General features: G+C 63.9%; 15 protein-coding genes. 10 read left to right on the forward strand and 5 right to left on the reverse strand.

All coding sequences use genetic code 11. The annotated features are described in order from the left end of the window. Positions 1 to 6: 6 nt before the first annotated feature. Positions 7 to 1,650, reverse strand: coding sequence for a fatty acid--CoA ligase (locus L0U81_RS23950; protein ID WP_233806256.1), 1,644 nt, complete (start codon positions 1,648 to 1,650; stop codon positions 7 to 9). 368 nt (positions 1,651 to 2,018) lie between these two features. Between L0U81_RS23950 and L0U81_RS23955 the strand changes: the two genes are divergently transcribed. The 4 genes from L0U81_RS23955 (at position 2,019) to L0U81_RS23970 (ending at position 6,844) form a co-directional block, all read left to right on the forward strand. Further along, positions 2,019 to 2,726 carry a PIG-L deacetylase family protein gene (locus L0U81_RS23955; RefSeq protein WP_233806258.1) on the forward strand — a complete coding sequence of 236 codons (708 nt, stop codon included), beginning with the start codon at positions 2,019 to 2,021 and terminating at the stop codon, positions 2,724 to 2,726. A 128-nt stretch (positions 2,727 to 2,854) separates the two neighbouring features. After that, positions 2,855 to 3,007, forward strand: coding sequence for a hypothetical protein (locus L0U81_RS23960; protein ID WP_187637037.1), 153 nt, complete (start codon positions 2,855 to 2,857; stop codon positions 3,005 to 3,007). A gap of 305 nt (positions 3,008 to 3,312) precedes the next feature. After that, positions 3,313 to 4,854, forward strand: coding sequence for a methyl-accepting chemotaxis protein (locus L0U81_RS23965; RefSeq protein WP_233806268.1), 1,542 nt, complete (start codon positions 3,313 to 3,315; stop codon positions 4,852 to 4,854). 253 nt (positions 4,855 to 5,107) lie between these two features. Then, complete coding sequence (locus L0U81_RS23970) at positions 5,108 to 6,844, forward strand: peptidoglycan D,D-transpeptidase FtsI family protein (protein ID WP_233806271.1); 1,737 nt, start codon at positions 5,108 to 5,110, stop codon at positions 6,842 to 6,844. Between the two features lie 23 nt (positions 6,845 to 6,867). On the opposite strand, the gene L0U81_RS23975 is transcribed toward L0U81_RS23970, so the two are convergent. After that, on the reverse strand, positions 6,868 to 7,983 hold the full coding sequence (locus L0U81_RS23975; RefSeq protein ID WP_233806273.1) for a GGDEF domain-containing protein: 1,116 nt from the start codon (positions 7,981 to 7,983) through the stop codon (positions 6,868 to 6,870). A gap of 161 nt (positions 7,984 to 8,144) precedes the next feature. On the opposite strand from L0U81_RS23975, the gene L0U81_RS23980 reads away from it, so the two are divergent. Together L0U81_RS23980 and L0U81_RS23985 are read left to right on the forward strand one after the other, a co-directional pair. After that, a complete protein-coding gene (locus L0U81_RS23980; RefSeq protein ID WP_233806275.1) occupies positions 8,145 to 8,306 on the forward strand; it encodes a hypothetical protein in 162 nt (53 codons plus the stop codon). Continuing rightward, entirely contained in the window at positions 8,299 to 8,553 is a 255-nt protein-coding gene (locus L0U81_RS23985; RefSeq protein WP_233806277.1) for a DUF2866 domain-containing protein, read from the forward strand. Before L0U81_RS23980 ends, L0U81_RS23985 begins: the two co-directional genes overlap by 8 nt. A gap of 16 nt (positions 8,554 to 8,569) precedes the next feature. Here L0U81_RS23985 and L0U81_RS23990 read toward each other — a convergent pair whose 3' ends face one another. Beyond that, positions 8,570 to 9,199 (reverse strand): 2-hydroxychromene-2-carboxylate isomerase, encoded by a 630-nt coding sequence (locus L0U81_RS23990; protein ID WP_233806278.1) that lies wholly within the window; start codon positions 9,197 to 9,199, stop codon positions 8,570 to 8,572. 19 nt (positions 9,200 to 9,218) lie between these two features. Continuing rightward, positions 9,219 to 9,845 carry a LysE family translocator gene (locus tag L0U81_RS23995; protein WP_233806280.1) on the reverse strand — a complete coding sequence of 209 codons (627 nt, stop codon included), beginning with the start codon at positions 9,843 to 9,845 and terminating at the stop codon, positions 9,219 to 9,221. 113 nt (positions 9,846 to 9,958) lie between these two features. Between L0U81_RS23995 and L0U81_RS24000 the strand changes: the two genes are divergently transcribed. From L0U81_RS24000 to L0U81_RS24015, 4 genes are all read left to right on the forward strand, one after another. Beyond that, entirely contained in the window at positions 9,959 to 10,600 is a 642-nt protein-coding gene (locus tag L0U81_RS24000; RefSeq protein ID WP_233806282.1) for an IMPACT family protein, read from the forward strand. A 341-nt stretch (positions 10,601 to 10,941) separates the two neighbouring features. Then, complete coding sequence (locus L0U81_RS24005; RefSeq protein ID WP_233807926.1) at positions 10,942 to 11,490, forward strand: hypothetical protein; 549 nt, start codon at positions 10,942 to 10,944, stop codon at positions 11,488 to 11,490. A gap of 109 nt (positions 11,491 to 11,599) precedes the next feature. After that, entirely contained in the window at positions 11,600 to 12,220 is a 621-nt protein-coding gene (locus L0U81_RS24010) for a LysE family translocator (protein WP_233806284.1), read from the forward strand. Positions 12,221 to 12,386: 166 nt separating this feature from the next. Next, positions 12,387 to 13,364 carry a 2-dehydropantoate 2-reductase gene (locus tag L0U81_RS24015; RefSeq protein ID WP_233806286.1) on the forward strand — a complete coding sequence of 326 codons (978 nt, stop codon included), beginning with the start codon at positions 12,387 to 12,389 and terminating at the stop codon, positions 13,362 to 13,364. A gap of 86 nt (positions 13,365 to 13,450) precedes the next feature. On the opposite strand, the gene L0U81_RS24020 is transcribed toward L0U81_RS24015, so the two are convergent. Then, positions 13,451 to 14,902, reverse strand: a complete 1,452-nt coding sequence (locus tag L0U81_RS24020) for an aldehyde dehydrogenase family protein (RefSeq protein WP_233807929.1) — start codon at positions 14,900 to 14,902, stop codon at positions 13,451 to 13,453. Between the last annotated feature and the right edge of the window lies 1 nt (position 14,903).

Below are 14,903 nucleotides of genomic sequence, written 5' to 3' on the forward strand. Positions count from 1 at the left end.
GACGTATCAGGCGAACTGCGCGCGCAGCCACTTCTTGTTCAGCTTGCCGACGCTGGTCTTTTCGAGCGAGTCGATGAACCTGACGATCTGCGGCACCGCATACTTCGAGATCCGTCCCGACTCACTGAACGTCAACACGTGACGCTTGATGTCGTCCTCGCTGACCTCGACGCCTTCGTTGAGCACCACCAGCGCGACCGGCCGCTCGCCCCATTTCTCGTCGCTGATACCGATGACGGCGACTTCGGATACGCCCGGGTACAGCGAGATCAGGCTCTCGATTTCCAGCGACGAAATCCATTCGCCGCCCGACTTGATCACGTCCTTGAGCCGGTCCGTGATCTGGATGCTTCCGGTCGGGTCGATCGTCGCGATGTCCTGCGTGTGCAGGTAGCCGCCGCCCCACAACTGCACGGAAGCCTCGGGGTTGTTCAGATAGCCTTGCGTGAGCCACGGTGCGCGCACGACGATTTCTCCATACGCGCTGCCGTCGTGAGCCGCCTCCTCCATGTTTTCATTGACGATGCGCAGATCGACGAGCGGGACCGGCCGTCCCGTCGTGCAGCGCAGGCGCAACTGCTCTTCGGCGTCGAGCGCCTCGGCGCCGGCCGGCAGCTGCGCAAGACTCAGCAAGGGACACGTTTCCGACATACCGTAGCCCGCGAAGATGTCGATGCCTCGCCCGAGCGCGGCACGCGCCAGTCCGTGCGTGAGCGCACCGCCGCCGATCACGATCTTCCATTTGCTCAAATCGGCGGAACGCGCTTCTTCGCAGCCGAGCATCATGTGCAGAATCGTGCTCACGCAATGCGAGAACGTCACGCCTTCGTCGCGCACCAGCTTCACGAGCCGGTCAGGCATATAGCGGCCCGGATAGACCTGCTTCACGCCGAGCACGGTGGCGATGTAGGGCATGCCCCAGGCGTGCACGTGGAACATCGGCGTGAGCGGCATATAGACGTCGCCGCGGTGAAAGCGCTGCCCGGATTCGGGGCTCGCCAACGCCGCCATGCCGGTGAGCGTGTGCAGAACCAGCTGGCGATGGGAAAAGAAGACGCCCTTGGGCAGGCCGGTCGTCCCGGTCGTATAAAAGGTCGTGGCGCGCGTGTTCTCGTCGAAGTCGGGAAACTCATACTGATCCGAGCTTTCTTCGAGCATCGCTTCGTATTCCGCCGAAAACGGAATCGAGTGCGTAGCGACTTCGCTGCCCTCCTCGTCAATCCAGATGAAGGTGCGCACCGTTTCGAGCTGGCCTTTGATCGCTTCGACAAGCGGCAGAAAATCGGTGTGGACGAGCAGGATCTCCGCGCCGGCGTGGTTGATCGTGTACGCGATCTCGTCCGGCGACAGGCGCACGTTGACCGTTTGCAGCACGGCACCCATCATCGGCACGGCGAAATAGCATTCGAGGTAACGGTGGCTGTCCCAGTCCATCACCGCGACGGTGCTGCCGTGCCGCGCGCCGAGCCGGCTCAGCCCATTGGCGAGCCGCGCGATGCGCTCGCGCAGCGTCGTATAAGTCATGCGGACCTGTCCGCGATACACGATCTCCTGATCCGGCGCCTGAACGAACGGCGTGTGCAGCAGTTGCTTGATCAGCAATGGATAAGCGTAGGCCGAGGGCGCAGCGGCCGTGGCGTTGTCCCGCATCTGAATCTCCTTGAGTCCTGAACTGGATGGATGGCGGGCAAACACAGCTTCATTGCTGCGTGGCTGACAGTCTCGTCCCGCAGTGTCTTCCCGATAGGCGAATGATCGGCGCGCATGAGAGAGGGGAACATCCCCTGAACGGGGGAGCCGCCGGAGGGATGCGGGAGGACGGTGGCCGGAGAATTCGCGAAGTACACAAAAACATGCGCTCAATGCCCCCAGGCACGCGCTTTGCGCGCTGCAAGTTTCGCGCGCAAGCCGCGCCGATTGCGCCTAAGCTGAGGTGACGTCACGTTTTTTCGAGTGCGGCGCCTGGGCATTCGTCAGCCGCGACGCCCCGCCCGCCTCGCCTCGAACCCCGCAAGCCCATGAGCGAAACCAGCCCACGCCTTTTCATCGTCTCGCCCCATTTCGACGACGCCGTCTTCAGCTGCGGCGCGTTGCTCGCCGCCCACCCCGACGCCGCCGTCTGCACCGTATTCGCCGCGCCCCCCGAGCACGAGATGCACACGGAGTGGGACGCAAAAGCGGGCTTCGCGAACGCCCATGAAGCGATCCACGAACGCACGATTGAAGACAACCGCGCGCTCGAAGTGCTCGACGCGATTCCGCTGCGCATGCCGTTTCGCGACAGCCAGTACGCCGATTCGCCGTCGATCGGCCAGCTGGCGGCCGCGCTGGAGGAAACGATCTACCGCACGACCGCGAACACGCTGCTGATGCCGCTCGGCCTGGATCAGGACGATCATGTGCGGGTGTTCGAAGCATGCTGCGAAATCCTGCCGCGGCTCACGCACCTGAACTGGTTCGGCTACGAGGAAGCGATTCACCGGCTCACGCCGGGTGTGGTCCAGGCGCGGCTTGCCGATCTCGCACAGCGCGGCATCGTTGCGACGCCGGCAACCCCGAGCGCCGGCCACACGATCGACGTACACCGCCAGGCGCATCTGAAGCGCGAAGCAGTCAACGCGTACGCGAGCCAGTTGCGCGCTTTCGGGGCCGGCAATTACGACGATGTGTTCGCGACCGAGCGCTACTGGCAGCTGAGCGTCGGCCGCAAACGCGCGAGAAAGTAGGGAAAAGGAGCGAGCAGGAAGCGCGGCGAACTCCTACGCTTGAGAACAGATAACCGACGCGGCGGCGGGCATCGGCGGTAAAAGCCGGACACGCCTGACTCGCGCATTTCAACCGCAAAGGTGACGCAATGAGCTACGACATGCACACCAGCCCGATTCCCGACCCCAATGCCGATCCCAACCGTGACCCGGAAGCCGACCCGCTCGTGCCGCCGTCCCCGGGGCATCATGTCGAGGAGCCGCAGCGCCCTGAAGGGCCGCCGGATAAGGATCCGGTGTGAGGGGGCCGCGAGCGGCGCGGGCGTGGCGAGCGCGCACGCGAGCGACGCAAGCTCGCCGGTCCGCGCGTGCTGCTCGTTGACGACGAGGCGAATGCCCGAATATTTGAAAAAACCCCTTTTCGAAATTCACGCGCGTCGGCACCGCTAAAACATTCAATAAATCCGCCAATTAATCAGACGAATATCGATGTGAAACAACGGGTTTCCCCTGCCTCGATCAGCGCCATTTCGCGCCGTAAACACAGCGAGCGGCACCCGACCACGATTCAGTGGACCCTACTGGCCAAAAGCCTATTCCCCTCGCTATGACTCTGAACCGAAAACTGGCGTCGATGATTGCTGTCCTGTGGGTCGGCCTGATCCTGATCGGTGGTTTTGGCGCGTGGCAAAGCCGCGCGTCGATGATCTCGGACCGGCGCGAACAACTCCGCTCGCTGATCGACGAGGCGAACCACGTCGTCGGCCACTACTACGCGCTCGCGCAGCAGCATGCGCTATCCGAGGACGATGCGAAGAAACAGGCGCTCGCGACGCTTGGCGCGATGCGCTACGGCACGGACGGCTACCTGTCGATCAACGACTCGCAGCCGGTCATGCTGATGCATCCGATCAAGCCCGCACTCATCGGCAAAAACCTCGCGCAATTCACCGATCCGGCGGGCAATCATCTGTTCGTCGACATCGTCAACGCGGGCAATCACGACGGCGGCGGCTTCGTCGACTATCTGTGGGCCAAGCCGGGCAGCGAGCAGCCGGTCGCGAAGACCAGCTACTCGATGCACTTCGCGCCGTGGGACTGGTACCTCGTGACCGGCATGTATATGGACGACGTGCAAAGCGCGTTCTACCGCAACCTGCTGCGCTGGCTCGCGATCACGGTTGCGCTCGGTGCGCTCTCCACGGTCGTGATGCTGGTCGTGCTGCGCAGCATCCGCCGCTCGCTCGGCGGCACGCTCGAAGTGGCAGTCGAGCACGCGCGGCTGATGGCGCAAGGCAATCTCGCGACGCCGGTGCCGGTTGAGTCGCACGACAACGGCAGCCTGCTCCATGCACTGCGTACCATGCAGGCGGGACTCGTCGACACGGTGTCGCGCGTGCGTCAGGGCACCGAAAACATCAACGTCGGCGCGAACGAAATCGCCGCGGGCAACACCGACCTGTCGCAACGCACCGAGGAGCAGGCGGCGGCACTCGTACAAACCGCGTCGAGCATGGATCAGATGACGGTCAACGTGAAGCAGAACGCCGACAGCGCAACCCAGGCCGCGCAACTCGCGAGCGACGCCGCGAACGTCGCGACGCGCGGCAGCCGCGTGGTCGACGACGTGGTGCGAACGATGGGCGAGATCACGGCGAGCTCGCGGCAGATCGGCGACATCATCGGCGTGATCGACGGCATCGCATTCCAGACTAACATCCTCGCGCTGAACGCCGCCGTCGAAGCAGCGCGCGCCGGCGAACAGGGCCGCGGCTTCGCGGTGGTCGCCTCCGAAGTGCGCAGCCTCGCACAGCGCTCGGCGACGGCCGCGAAGGAGATCAAGGCGCTGATCGAAACCTCGACCGATACGGTCGAGACCGGCGCATCGCTGGTCGCCAACGCGGGCGCGACGATGGGCGAGATCGTGCAGTCGGTGCGGCGCGTCAACGAGATTCTCGAAGAAATCAGCCACGCGTCGCGCGAGCAGAGCGCGGGCATCGAGCAGGTCAATCGCGCGGTCGGCGAGATGGATCAGGTCACGCAGCAGAATGCGGCGCTGGTCGAACAGGCCGCGGCCGCCGCGCATTCGCTGAAGGACCAGGTCGGCGGGTTGCGCGACGCGATTGCCAGTTTCGCGTTGCCGGCCTGAGCTTGCCGCACCGCGCCCGCGACGGGTGCGAAAAAAAGAAGGCGCTCCACAGGCTAAGAGCGCCTCTTCAACACGCCGCGTCGGAGTCGACGCATCAATCGAACGAAACAGCCGCGCGGATTTTGCAAGTCCGCGCGGCTTTTCGTTTTCGCCACGCCTTTCGCAATCCTCGCGTTTAAATTACGTTTTATTTACAATCAGCCCGGCGTTGGTTCTTCCCGCTCCCGTTCACCACGTTCGTTGCCCGCCGCCCATGATCCGCCAGAAAAAACCGCCGTCGCACGATTCGTACACCGCCGCGAAGAACCCGCTGCTCGCCGCGCGCCTTCCCGCGTGGCGCTCGAAGTTCGTCGTGCTGCTCGTGTTCGGCGCGTTCGCGACGCTCGCGGCCCGCGCGTTCTGGGTGCAGGTCGTGAATCAGGAGTTCTATGTCGACCAGGGGCAGAAGCGCTATCAGCGCCTCCTCGAACTGGACGCGACGCGCGGCCGGATCGTCGATCGCAATGGTTCGATGCTTGCGGTCAGCCTCGCGACTTACGAAATCTGGGCCTCGCCGAAGCTCGTCGACGAAAGCGCGGTCGCGCCGCTCACGCGGCTGCTCGATCTACCGCTCGCGGAACTGCGCCGGCGCCTGAGCGGTGAGCGCAGCTTCGTGCTGCTCAAGCGCCAGGTCGATGCCGATACCGCCGCGCATCTGTCGCGCCTCAGGCTCGCCGGCATCACGCAGATCGCCGACACCAAACGCTTCTATCCCGAGGGCGAGTCGGCCGCGCACGTGGTCGGCTTCACGGACATCGAGGACAACGGCCAGGAAGGCGTCGAGCTCGCTGCCAACGCGCAGTTGCAAGGCGTGCCCGGCCAGCGCGAAGTGATCCGCGACCGGCTCGGCCGTGTGATCTCGGAGACGCGGCCGCTCGTGCCCGCGCGCAACGGCGCGACGATCCAGCTGACCATCGACCGGCGCATCCAGCAACTCGCATACACGCAACTCAAAGCCGCGGTCGCGCAGCACCACGCCGAAGCGGGCAGCGTGGTCGTGCTCGACGCACGCAACGGCGAGATCCTCGCGCTCGCCAACTACCCGAGCTTCGATCCGAACGACCGCACGCGCCTCTCCGGCCGGCAACTGCGCAACCGCGCGGTGATCGACACGTTCGAACCGGGCTCGACGATCAAGCCGCTCGTTGTGGCGCTGTCGCTCGACGAAGGCAAGGTGCGGCCGCAAAGCATCATCGATACCGCGCCCGGCTGGTATCGGATCGGCCCGGCCGTGATCCACGACACGTCGAATCACGGCGCGATGACGGTCGCCGAGGCGGTGCAGAAGTCGAGCAATATCGCGCTCGCGAAGCTCGCGCTCAACTTGTCGGCCGAAACGATCTGGACCAAGTATCGACAATACGGACTCGGCATGAAGCCCGAGCTGCCCTTCCCGGGCGTGGCCGCGGGCAAGCTGCGGCCGTACAAACGCTGGCGCCCGATCGAGCAGGCGACCATGGCATATGGCTACGGGCTGTCGGTATCTCTGCTGCAGATCGCGCAGGTCTACACCGCCTATGCCGGCGACGGCGCGATGCAGCGCGTGAGCCTGCTGCGCGAGCCGCTCGATGCGGACGCCCCCGCGTCATTCGCCGATCGCAGCGCGCCGGTCACGACGCCCGGCACCGCGCGCGCGATCCGCAACATGCTCGAAATGGCCACCGGCGAAGGCGGCACCGGACGCGCGGCGACGGTGGCGGGCTATCGCGTTGGCGGCAAGACCGGCACCGCGCGCAAGCAGATCGGCACGGGCTACGCGAAAAACCGCTACCGCGCGCTGTTCGTCGGCATGGCGCCGATGAGCGATCCGCGCCTGATCGTCGCCGTGATGATCGACGACCCGGCCGGCAAGGCGTTCTATGGCGGCACGGTCGCTGGGCCGGTGTTCAGCGGCGTGACGGGCAGCGCGTTGCAGCTGCTCGGGGTGCCGCCGGATGCGGCCGGAGTGTAACGGGTTGTGTCTGTTGCGAGCGATCAGCCCGGCTCGCTGCCCGCCTCGACCCGCGGCTCGATACGATTGCGGCCATTGCGCTTGGCCTGATACATCGCCCGATCGGCCTCGTCCATCATGGCCTGACCGGACGAGACCGCCTCGGCTGGGGTGCCGCCGACCACCCGCGCGGCCACGCCGATCGACACGGTCAACGCAATGCGCTCGCCATGTTCGTCGCGCACGTCGAGCGTCTCGACCGCGAGCCGCACGCGCTCGGCGACGACCAGCGCGTCGGCGCGATCGCCTTGCAGCAGCGCGGCGAATTCCTCGCCGCCGTACCGCGCGACGGTGTCGCCAAGCCGCACCTGTTGCCGCACGCAGGCCGCCACCTCCGCGAGCGCACGGTCGCCGATCTGATGGCCGTAGCGATCGTTGATGCGCTTGAAATCGTCGATATCGATGAAAAGACACGCGACCGGCGCGTGATAACGAATCGCGCGCATCAACTCTTCACGCAGGCGCTCGTCGAAATAGCGGCGATTCGCGAGGCCGGTCAGCGAGTCGGTCATGCCGAGCTGCTTGAGCCGCTCGCGATGTGCGACGTTGTCGAGACTCGCGGCGACGATGCTCGCGAAGCGCTCGAGAATGTCGGTGGCCATGCCCGCGCCGAAGCGCGCGGGGTCGTCGCTGCCGAGGCATAGATAGCCGCTGACGCTCGTGCCCGCGGCGAGCGGCAGCAGGATCGCGCTGGCTGGCACGTAGGCCGGCGCGGCGCCGAAGAAGGCGCGGCGCGCGGCGTCGTCGAGTTCGCCGGGGTGGCCGAGCCACGGCCGGTTGTCCTCGCACAGCGAATGCGCGGCTGCACCGCCTTCTCTCGAGGTCTTCAGCTGCGCGTAATCGAGCGCGCGCAGTGCAAGCGGCTCGAGCAGTTCGAACAGCATCGGCGCGCGGTCATCGAGCCACAGCGTCACGTTCGCGAGAGCAAACTCCTGCGGCAGATGGCTGAACAAGGTATCGAGAAACGACGCGAAATCCTGCGCGCCGATCAAACGCAGCTCGACGTTCTGGAACCGGCGCAAGGTGCGCTCGTTGTGCTGCACGGTGTCGACGAGCGAGCGAAGGCGCTCGGAAAGCGGCGTTTGGGCGAGATTCGTCACGGTATCAGCAAGGCGGGCCCGAAGGCGTGGCGGGGACGACGCCCCAACTCTACTGATAACGGCCGATTTGCCGAGGTCTTGAGGGCAAAATCGCGGCGGGTGATGGGCCCGCGCTTGCATTCACTTGCACTTGCTTACATGTAGTGAGGTTCGTTCGCGTAATGATCGGCCTTCTTAAGTTTCGTTTAATTGTTCCCTGCAAGCATGTCGCAAATCCCCTGTTGAGCCGCCAGAACATCGGCGGCGCTTTTTCTCCAGGTCTGCCAAAACCGCTGCTGAAAACCGGTCACGCGCACGAGAAGAAGGAGGCAAATCATGGTTGAAGAGATGGTAGTCGAACACCTGCATGCGATGCCCGACCATCAATGGACTCGCCAGATTCATTCCTGTAAGGTTTCCGATCCGCTGCAACCGCCCTGGGGCCGTTCCTACCGGCTCGTCGAATGGACGATGAAGCACATGCCCGAATCGATCCGTCGCGTCGTCCCCGCCGAAAGTACTCCGCTCGAAATCGCCCAGGCCGTGGTCTCTCATGTGCCGGGCCGGCGCTTCTGTCAGCAGACAGATTGAGCGCTTCATTCGACGTTCAAGGTCGGACCGCGATCGCGTCGCAGTAGTCCAACGCATCCTCCAGCCTGTCATTCCCCCAGAACATCTCGCCGCCGACAAAAAACGTCGGCGCGCCGAAGATCCCCCGATTGATGGCCAGTTCGGTCTGCCCGCGCAGGCGCAGTTTGTTCGCGTCGCTTAGCGCCGCGCCGATCACGCTCTGCGCGGATAGGCCGAGAGAGTCGAGCGCTTCGCTGACGACATCGATTGAACCAATGTCGCGGTCGTCGGCGAAGTTCAACTGCATGATCTTGCGGCACCAGGCACCGATCCACGGCTCGTTCGCACCGAGCACCGCGACGCGCATCGCGAGAACGGCCGCGCGCGGAAACGTGCTGGGACGCGTGAGTGCAACGCCGTATTTGCGGCACTGACGCTCCATGTCTTTCCAGACGTACGCGCCTTTTTCTTTCTGCAGTACGAAGGGCGAGTTCTCGAAACCGAGCTGGCGAAATACCGGGCCGAGCAGAAACGGCCGCCAGACGATCGTCACGTTGCGAGCCGCCGCCAACGCTTCAATACGCATCATGCTCAGATAGCTGTAGTTACTGCCGAAATCGAACCAGAACTCGATTGCGCGCCCGGTCGACGCTGCGTCATCGTTCATCGCTGTCTCCCTCGATGACTCAGCGTGTCTGCACGGCCACCCGCAGGCCGAGCGAAATGAACAGCACTCCGATCAGCTTGTTCTGCCAGCGGGTCAACCACGTCAAACGCTTCACGAGCTTGCCCAACGGTCGCATCGTCAAAACGATCAGCGTCGTATACAGCGCGCTCATGGCGACGAAAATCAGCCCGAGCGTCGCGAACTGCAGAAACGTCGAGCCATGCTCGGGGCGCACGAATTGCGGCAGAAACGCGAGGAAAAACAGCGCCGTTTTCGGGTTCAGCACTTCGGCGGGAATCGCCTGCAAGAACGCTTTCGAACCTGACACCGGCGCGATGACCGGCAGATGCGCACTCGCCTGCTTCTCGCGCAGCGCGCGAATGCCCAGGTAGACGAGATACGCGGCACCGACGAATTTGACCGCATTGAAGGCCAGCGCGGATGTCATCAGCAGCGCCGAGAGGCCAACCGCGGCGCCCAGCGTATGAACGAAATCGCCGGCTGCGATACCGAGGCCGGTCAGAATGCCGGCCTTGCGTCCGCCGTGCATGGTGCGCGTCAAAACCAGCAACACGGCCGGGCCTGGAATCAGAAAGAGCCCGAGCACGACGGCAACGAAAGTCCCCAACGTGGATAGGTCAAGCATGTCGTCTCCTTGCGACGCGCAGGATCGAAGCCGGCGGTGCGCGTTCAGCGGACCATTGTAGACGAAGGCACGAACCTTCTCTGCGCGCATCCAGGCACGAACGATCCGTTACCATGACGGACTTGGCGCCGCGCGCTGCGTGCTTCTTTTCATCGACCGACGTTTCCACCTTGCCCACCTATACCCTACCCGCGCCGCTGAGCGCGGAACTCGAGATTCGCAAGAGCCGTTTCATCGCACATGCGATCCCGGTCGCCGATCGCGATGCCGCGATGGCCGCATTGCAGCGTCTGCGCGACGAACATCCGGCCGCGACGCATGTGTGCTGGGCGCTGCTCGCGGGCGGCCAGTCCGGCATGTCCGACGACGGCGAGCCGTCCGGCACCGCGGGCCGGCCGATTCTCGAAGTGCTGCGGCATCACGATCTGGATGGCGTGCTCGCGGCCGTCGTGCGCTACTACGGCGGTGTGAAACTCGGCGCGGGCGGTCTGGTGCGCGCATACACCGACGCGATCGCGTCCGCGCTACTCGACGCGCCGCGCGTCGAAAGGATTGCCCAGGTTTCGCTGGGTGTCGAAGTCAGTTATGCCGACGAAGCCAAAGTACGCCGCTGGATGGACGCCGAAGGCTATCCGCTCGTGGACAGCGCCTACGGCATGCTGGTGAAGATGACGATGCGCGTGCCCGCCAATGCCCTCGACGACGCCAGGCGAACGCTGGTCGACATCACGCAGGGAAAGGCAGGCTTTTTCTGAGCGGTTCAGGTGCGGGATTTGCGCGGCGACACGCCGGCAACGGCGCGAACGGGCTGCGCACGCAACCCACCTTCACATTGTTCTCATCTGCAACGATTATCGTCGTGGGTTCAAGCCTGGCTGGAAAGCGTGTCGGGCGTAGCCCCGATATTCTTCGATACCGCGGTCCGTTATGATGGGTCGGGCAAGGCCCCCGGAGCCCGCCTGCGGGGCGACGGTCCGGTTCGCTGCTACCATCCTGTACTCCACCGGAGATGACTCCGCTGAAAAGGGCAATTCTTCTGACTTCGACCGACGCATTCTCCCGCATCGCTGCCGCGCTTACGCCGTTGAGATCCGTCGTGCTCAAGGGCTGCGGCGCCGTACTGCTGCCCATGCTGCTGTCCGCGTGCTCATGGTCATGGTTCGGCCTCAATAGCCACGCCAGCGCGACGCACGCGAAGACCCATGGCACCGGGTCGCTCAGCGTCGCCCCTGCGCACGACTTCGCGTATCTGCCCGCGCGCGACGGTCATATCTCGCCGAATCGCATCGAAAATACCGGCATGACCGCACTTGTGCTGAAGGACGATATCGGCCTGATCGTGCGCAATGACGTCGCAAATAGCCTGCGAGTGGCCGGTTTCCGTATCGACGACGACAAGCGCGTCCTCAGCGGCAGCATCGAAACATTCACGGTGGACGACACGCGCTCGCCGGCACTGTGGACGCTGAAAATGCACTACGTGGTCATCGATACGGTGACCCAGAAAGTGATGTTCGCGGCGACGCGCACCGTGAAGAAGAAGTCGCCGAAATTCACCAGCAATACGATCGCGATCGACGACACGGTCAAGCTCAGCGTCGATGCCTTGATCGACGATCCCGGCTTTATCAAGGCCGTGAACTGAACGCGCGGTCAGCCAACGCGCGGCGCGGTTTCGCTACAATCCGGCTAACGCATCGCGCGCAATCCGCCGCGCGACGCATCGTGATCTCCCGTTCGGAATGCGAACCGTCATGTCCCTTACCGCCTGGCTATTCTTTTTGCCCGCCTGCTTTGCCATCAATCTCGCACCCGGGCCCAATAACCTGCTTTCGATCAACGTGGCCGCGCGTCATGGCTTCACGAAGGCGTTCGTCGGCGGCAGCGGCCGGCTGCTCGCTTTCGCGATGATGCTCGCGCTCGCCGCGACCGGTCTCGCCGTCGTGCTACATGCGTCCGAATGGATCTTTCTCGCGATCAAACTCGCGGGCGCCGCTTATCTGATCTGGCTCGCGATCCAGTTGTGGCGCAGCGACGCCCCCGCTATCGATACGTCGCAACCGCAGGAAGCCGCGCTCATGCGAATTGCGCGGCACGAGTTCTTCGTGGCCGCGGGTAATCCGAAGGCGATTCTGGTCTTCACCGCGTTCCTGCCGCAATTCGTTGATGTCGCGCAGCCGATCCTGCCGCAATTCGCCGCGCTCGGCGCGAGCTTTCTCGTCCTCGAATGGGTCGCGATTGCGTTGTATTCGTGGGCCGGCATGTATCTCGGCAAATGGCTCATGCGCGCGCAGATCCGCCGCTGGTTCAATCGCTGCTGCGGCGGCTTTCTGGCGGCGATCGGCGTGAGCTTTCTGCTGGTTCGGCGCGGATAAGGCAGGTAGGCTCGCGCCCTTTCCATAACGAATAGCTAATACATCGACGGAGAAACTTTAACTATCTGCGTTCGTCGCTCCACCTTATGCTCGAACCGTGACCGGCCGCGAAGGACTGCAACGCGGCGTCAGGCGAAAGGCTTTTCCATCGTCACGGAGCGACATCATGAAGATCTGCATCTTCGGAGCGGGAGCGATCGGCGGTTTAATGGGCGTGCAATTGGCACGCGCCGGCGCGGACGTGAGCTTTATTGCGCGCGGTCCGCACCTGGCGGCGATGCGCGAACACGGCGCGCGCCTCATCATGGATGGCGAAACGTTCAGTGCGCCGGTGCGCTGCACCTCCGACCCAGCCGAACTCGGCGTCCAGGACTTCGTCATCGTCACGCTCAAGGCGCATTCCCTGCCTGGCGTAGTCGATACGATGCAGCCGCTGCTCGGCAAGCACACGGCGATCGTCACCGGCGTCAACGGCATCCCATACTGGTACTTCTATCAACACGGAGGGCGCTTTGCCGGCACTCGCCTCACGAGCGTTGACCCCGACGGCTCCCAATGGACGAAGCTCGGCCCCGAGCGCGCGATCGGCTGTGTACTGTACCCGGCGGCGGAAATCGTCGAACCGGGCGTGATCAAGCACGTGTACGGCAAGAAGTTTCCCATTGGCGAGCCGAGTGGCGAGCGTACGCCGCGCATTCAGCAATTGCACGAGATCATGCAGGCGGCCGGATTCGAAGCGCCGATTCGCGACAACATCCGCGACGAAATCTGGCTCAAGCTCTGGGGTAATCTGTGCTTCAACCCGATTAGCGCATTGACGCATGCAACGCTCGATGTACTCACGAGCGACCCGGGCACGCGCGCCGTATCACGCACGATGATGCTCGAAGCGAAACGAATCGCGGAACAATTCGGCGTGCACTTTCGCGTCGATGTGGAAAGGCGTATTGATGGCGCGGGTGCGGTCGGTGCGCACAAGACATCGACGCTCGTCGATCTCGAGAACCGTCGGCCGATGGAAATCGATCCTCTGTTGACAGTCGTGCAGGAAATGGGCCGACTCGTTGCTGAACCGACACCCACCATCGACGTCGTGCTCGCACTGATCAAGCTGCGCGAGAAGATGGCTCTGCAGGGCCATTGACCTGGAACTCGCGAGCGCTTGTTTCGTCTTGCAACATCGACGAAAGGATCGGATGCCGTGCATCCGGTCCTTTTTCGCATCAAACGCTATTGATCGAGCGCCACCCACACCGCCTTCGGTTCGGTAAAGTTCTCGATCGCGACGTCGCCATGCTCGCGACCAAAGCCCGAATCACCAGCACCGCCCCATGGCAATCGCACGTCCGTATAGCCATAGGTATTGATCCACACGGTCCCAGCTTTCAGATCGCGCGCCACGCGATGCACGCGACTCAGGTCCGCGCTCCACACGCCGGCCGCGAGACTATACGACGTGCCATTGGCGATTCTGATCGCGTCCGCTTCGTCGTCGAAACGGATCACGCTCGCCACGGGCCCGAATATCTCTTCCTGCGAAATACGCATTTCGTGCTCGACATTCGCGAACACGGTCGGCTCGACGAAAAAGCCGCGATTGCCGACGCGCGCGCCGCCCGTCACGAGCGACGCGCCTTCCGAGCGTCCTGTCTCGACATAACTCAATACGGTCTTCATCTGCGCGGCGGAAATCAGCGGTCCCATCGACGTTTCGCGCAGCGACGGATCGCCGACCTTGATCGACCTCGCACGCGTAGCCAGACGCTCGACCACCTCGTCATACACGTCACGATGCGCGAGGATCCGTGATCCGGCGGAGCACACTTGCCCCGTATTGAAGAACACGCCGGACGCAGCGGCCCGCACCGCGTTGTCGAGATTCGCGTCGGCAAAGATCACGTTAGCCGACTTGCCGCCGAGCTCCAGTGTTACGCGTTTGAAGTTGCCCGCCGCGCCCTGCAGGATGCCTCGTCCGACCGAAGGCGAACCGGTGAACGTTACCTTGTCGATACCAGGATGCGAGACCAGCGCGTCGCCCACCACACTGCCCTTGCCGGTGACGATATTGAGCACGCCGGGCGGCACGCCCGCTTCGAGCGCCAGTTCGCCGATGCGCAGCGCAGTGAGCGGCGTAATCTCGGCAGGCTTGACGATCAGCGTGCAACCGCACGCGAGCGCGGGCGCGATCTTCCACATGCCGATCATCAGCGGAAAATTCCACGGCACGATTGCGGCAACCACGCCGACCGGTTCGCGCAACGTATAAGTCAACGCATCCGGACGGGTCGGTACCACCTGACCGTTGATCTTGTCGCACCAGCCCGCGTAGTATTCGACAGTGTCGATCGCGGCGGGCACGTCCTGACGCATCACCGCTGCGATCGGCTTGCCGCCGTCGAGGCTTTCGAGCGCGGTGAGTTCTTCCATGTTCTCGCGCATCAGGCCCGCGAGCCGTTGTAGAATGCGGCCGCGTTCGGCGGCCCGGATCGAATTCCACACCTTCAAAGCGCTGCGCGCAGCGCGCACCGCGGCATCCACGTCGGCGGCACTGCCTTGCGCGACCAGTGCGATCGGCTCCTCGGTCGCGGGATTGATATCGACAGAATATTCCCCGGTGCCAGGCGGCACGCGCTTGCCGTCGATCAGCAGATCATGGTGCTTGAGGGCGGTCTGGATTTCCATC

Source organism: Paraburkholderia sp. HP33-1, from assembly GCF_021390595.1.
In the GTDB taxonomy this organism is placed as follows: Bacteria; Pseudomonadota; Gammaproteobacteria; order Burkholderiales; family Burkholderiaceae; genus Paraburkholderia.

Excerpts from the sequence above, each read along its gene's own strand:
- L0U81_RS23950 (WP_233806256.1), bottom strand. The coding sequence starts at position 1,650 with ATGCGGGACAACGCCACGGCCGCTGCGCCCTCGGCCTACGCTTATCCA.
- L0U81_RS23955 (WP_233806258.1), top strand. The coding sequence starts at position 2,019 with ATGAGCGAAACCAGCCCACGCCTTTTCATCGTCTCGCCCCATTTCGAC.
- L0U81_RS23960 (WP_187637037.1), top strand. The coding sequence starts at position 2,855 with ATGAGCTACGACATGCACACCAGCCCGATTCCCGACCCCAATGCCGAT.
- L0U81_RS23965 (WP_233806268.1), top strand. The coding sequence starts at position 3,313 with ATGACTCTGAACCGAAAACTGGCGTCGATGATTGCTGTCCTGTGGGTC.
- L0U81_RS23970 (WP_233806271.1), top strand. The coding sequence starts at position 5,108 with ATGATCCGCCAGAAAAAACCGCCGTCGCACGATTCGTACACCGCCGCG.
- L0U81_RS23980 (WP_233806275.1), top strand. The coding sequence starts at position 8,145 with ATGATCGGCCTTCTTAAGTTTCGTTTAATTGTTCCCTGCAAGCATGTC.
- L0U81_RS23985 (WP_233806277.1), top strand. The coding sequence starts at position 8,299 with ATGGTTGAAGAGATGGTAGTCGAACACCTGCATGCGATGCCCGACCAT.
- L0U81_RS23990 (WP_233806278.1), bottom strand. The coding sequence starts at position 9,199 with ATGAACGATGACGCAGCGTCGACCGGGCGCGCAATCGAGTTCTGGTTC.
- L0U81_RS23995 (WP_233806280.1), bottom strand. The coding sequence starts at position 9,845 with ATGCTTGACCTATCCACGTTGGGGACTTTCGTTGCCGTCGTGCTCGGG.
- L0U81_RS24000 (WP_233806282.1), top strand. The coding sequence starts at position 9,959 with ATGACGGACTTGGCGCCGCGCGCTGCGTGCTTCTTTTCATCGACCGAC.
- L0U81_RS24010 (WP_233806284.1), top strand. The coding sequence starts at position 11,600 with ATGTCCCTTACCGCCTGGCTATTCTTTTTGCCCGCCTGCTTTGCCATC.
- L0U81_RS24015 (WP_233806286.1), top strand. The coding sequence starts at position 12,387 with ATGAAGATCTGCATCTTCGGAGCGGGAGCGATCGGCGGTTTAATGGGC.
- L0U81_RS24020 (WP_233807929.1), bottom strand. The coding sequence starts at position 14,902 with ATGGAAATCCAGACCGCCCTCAAGCACCATGATCTGCTGATCGACGGC.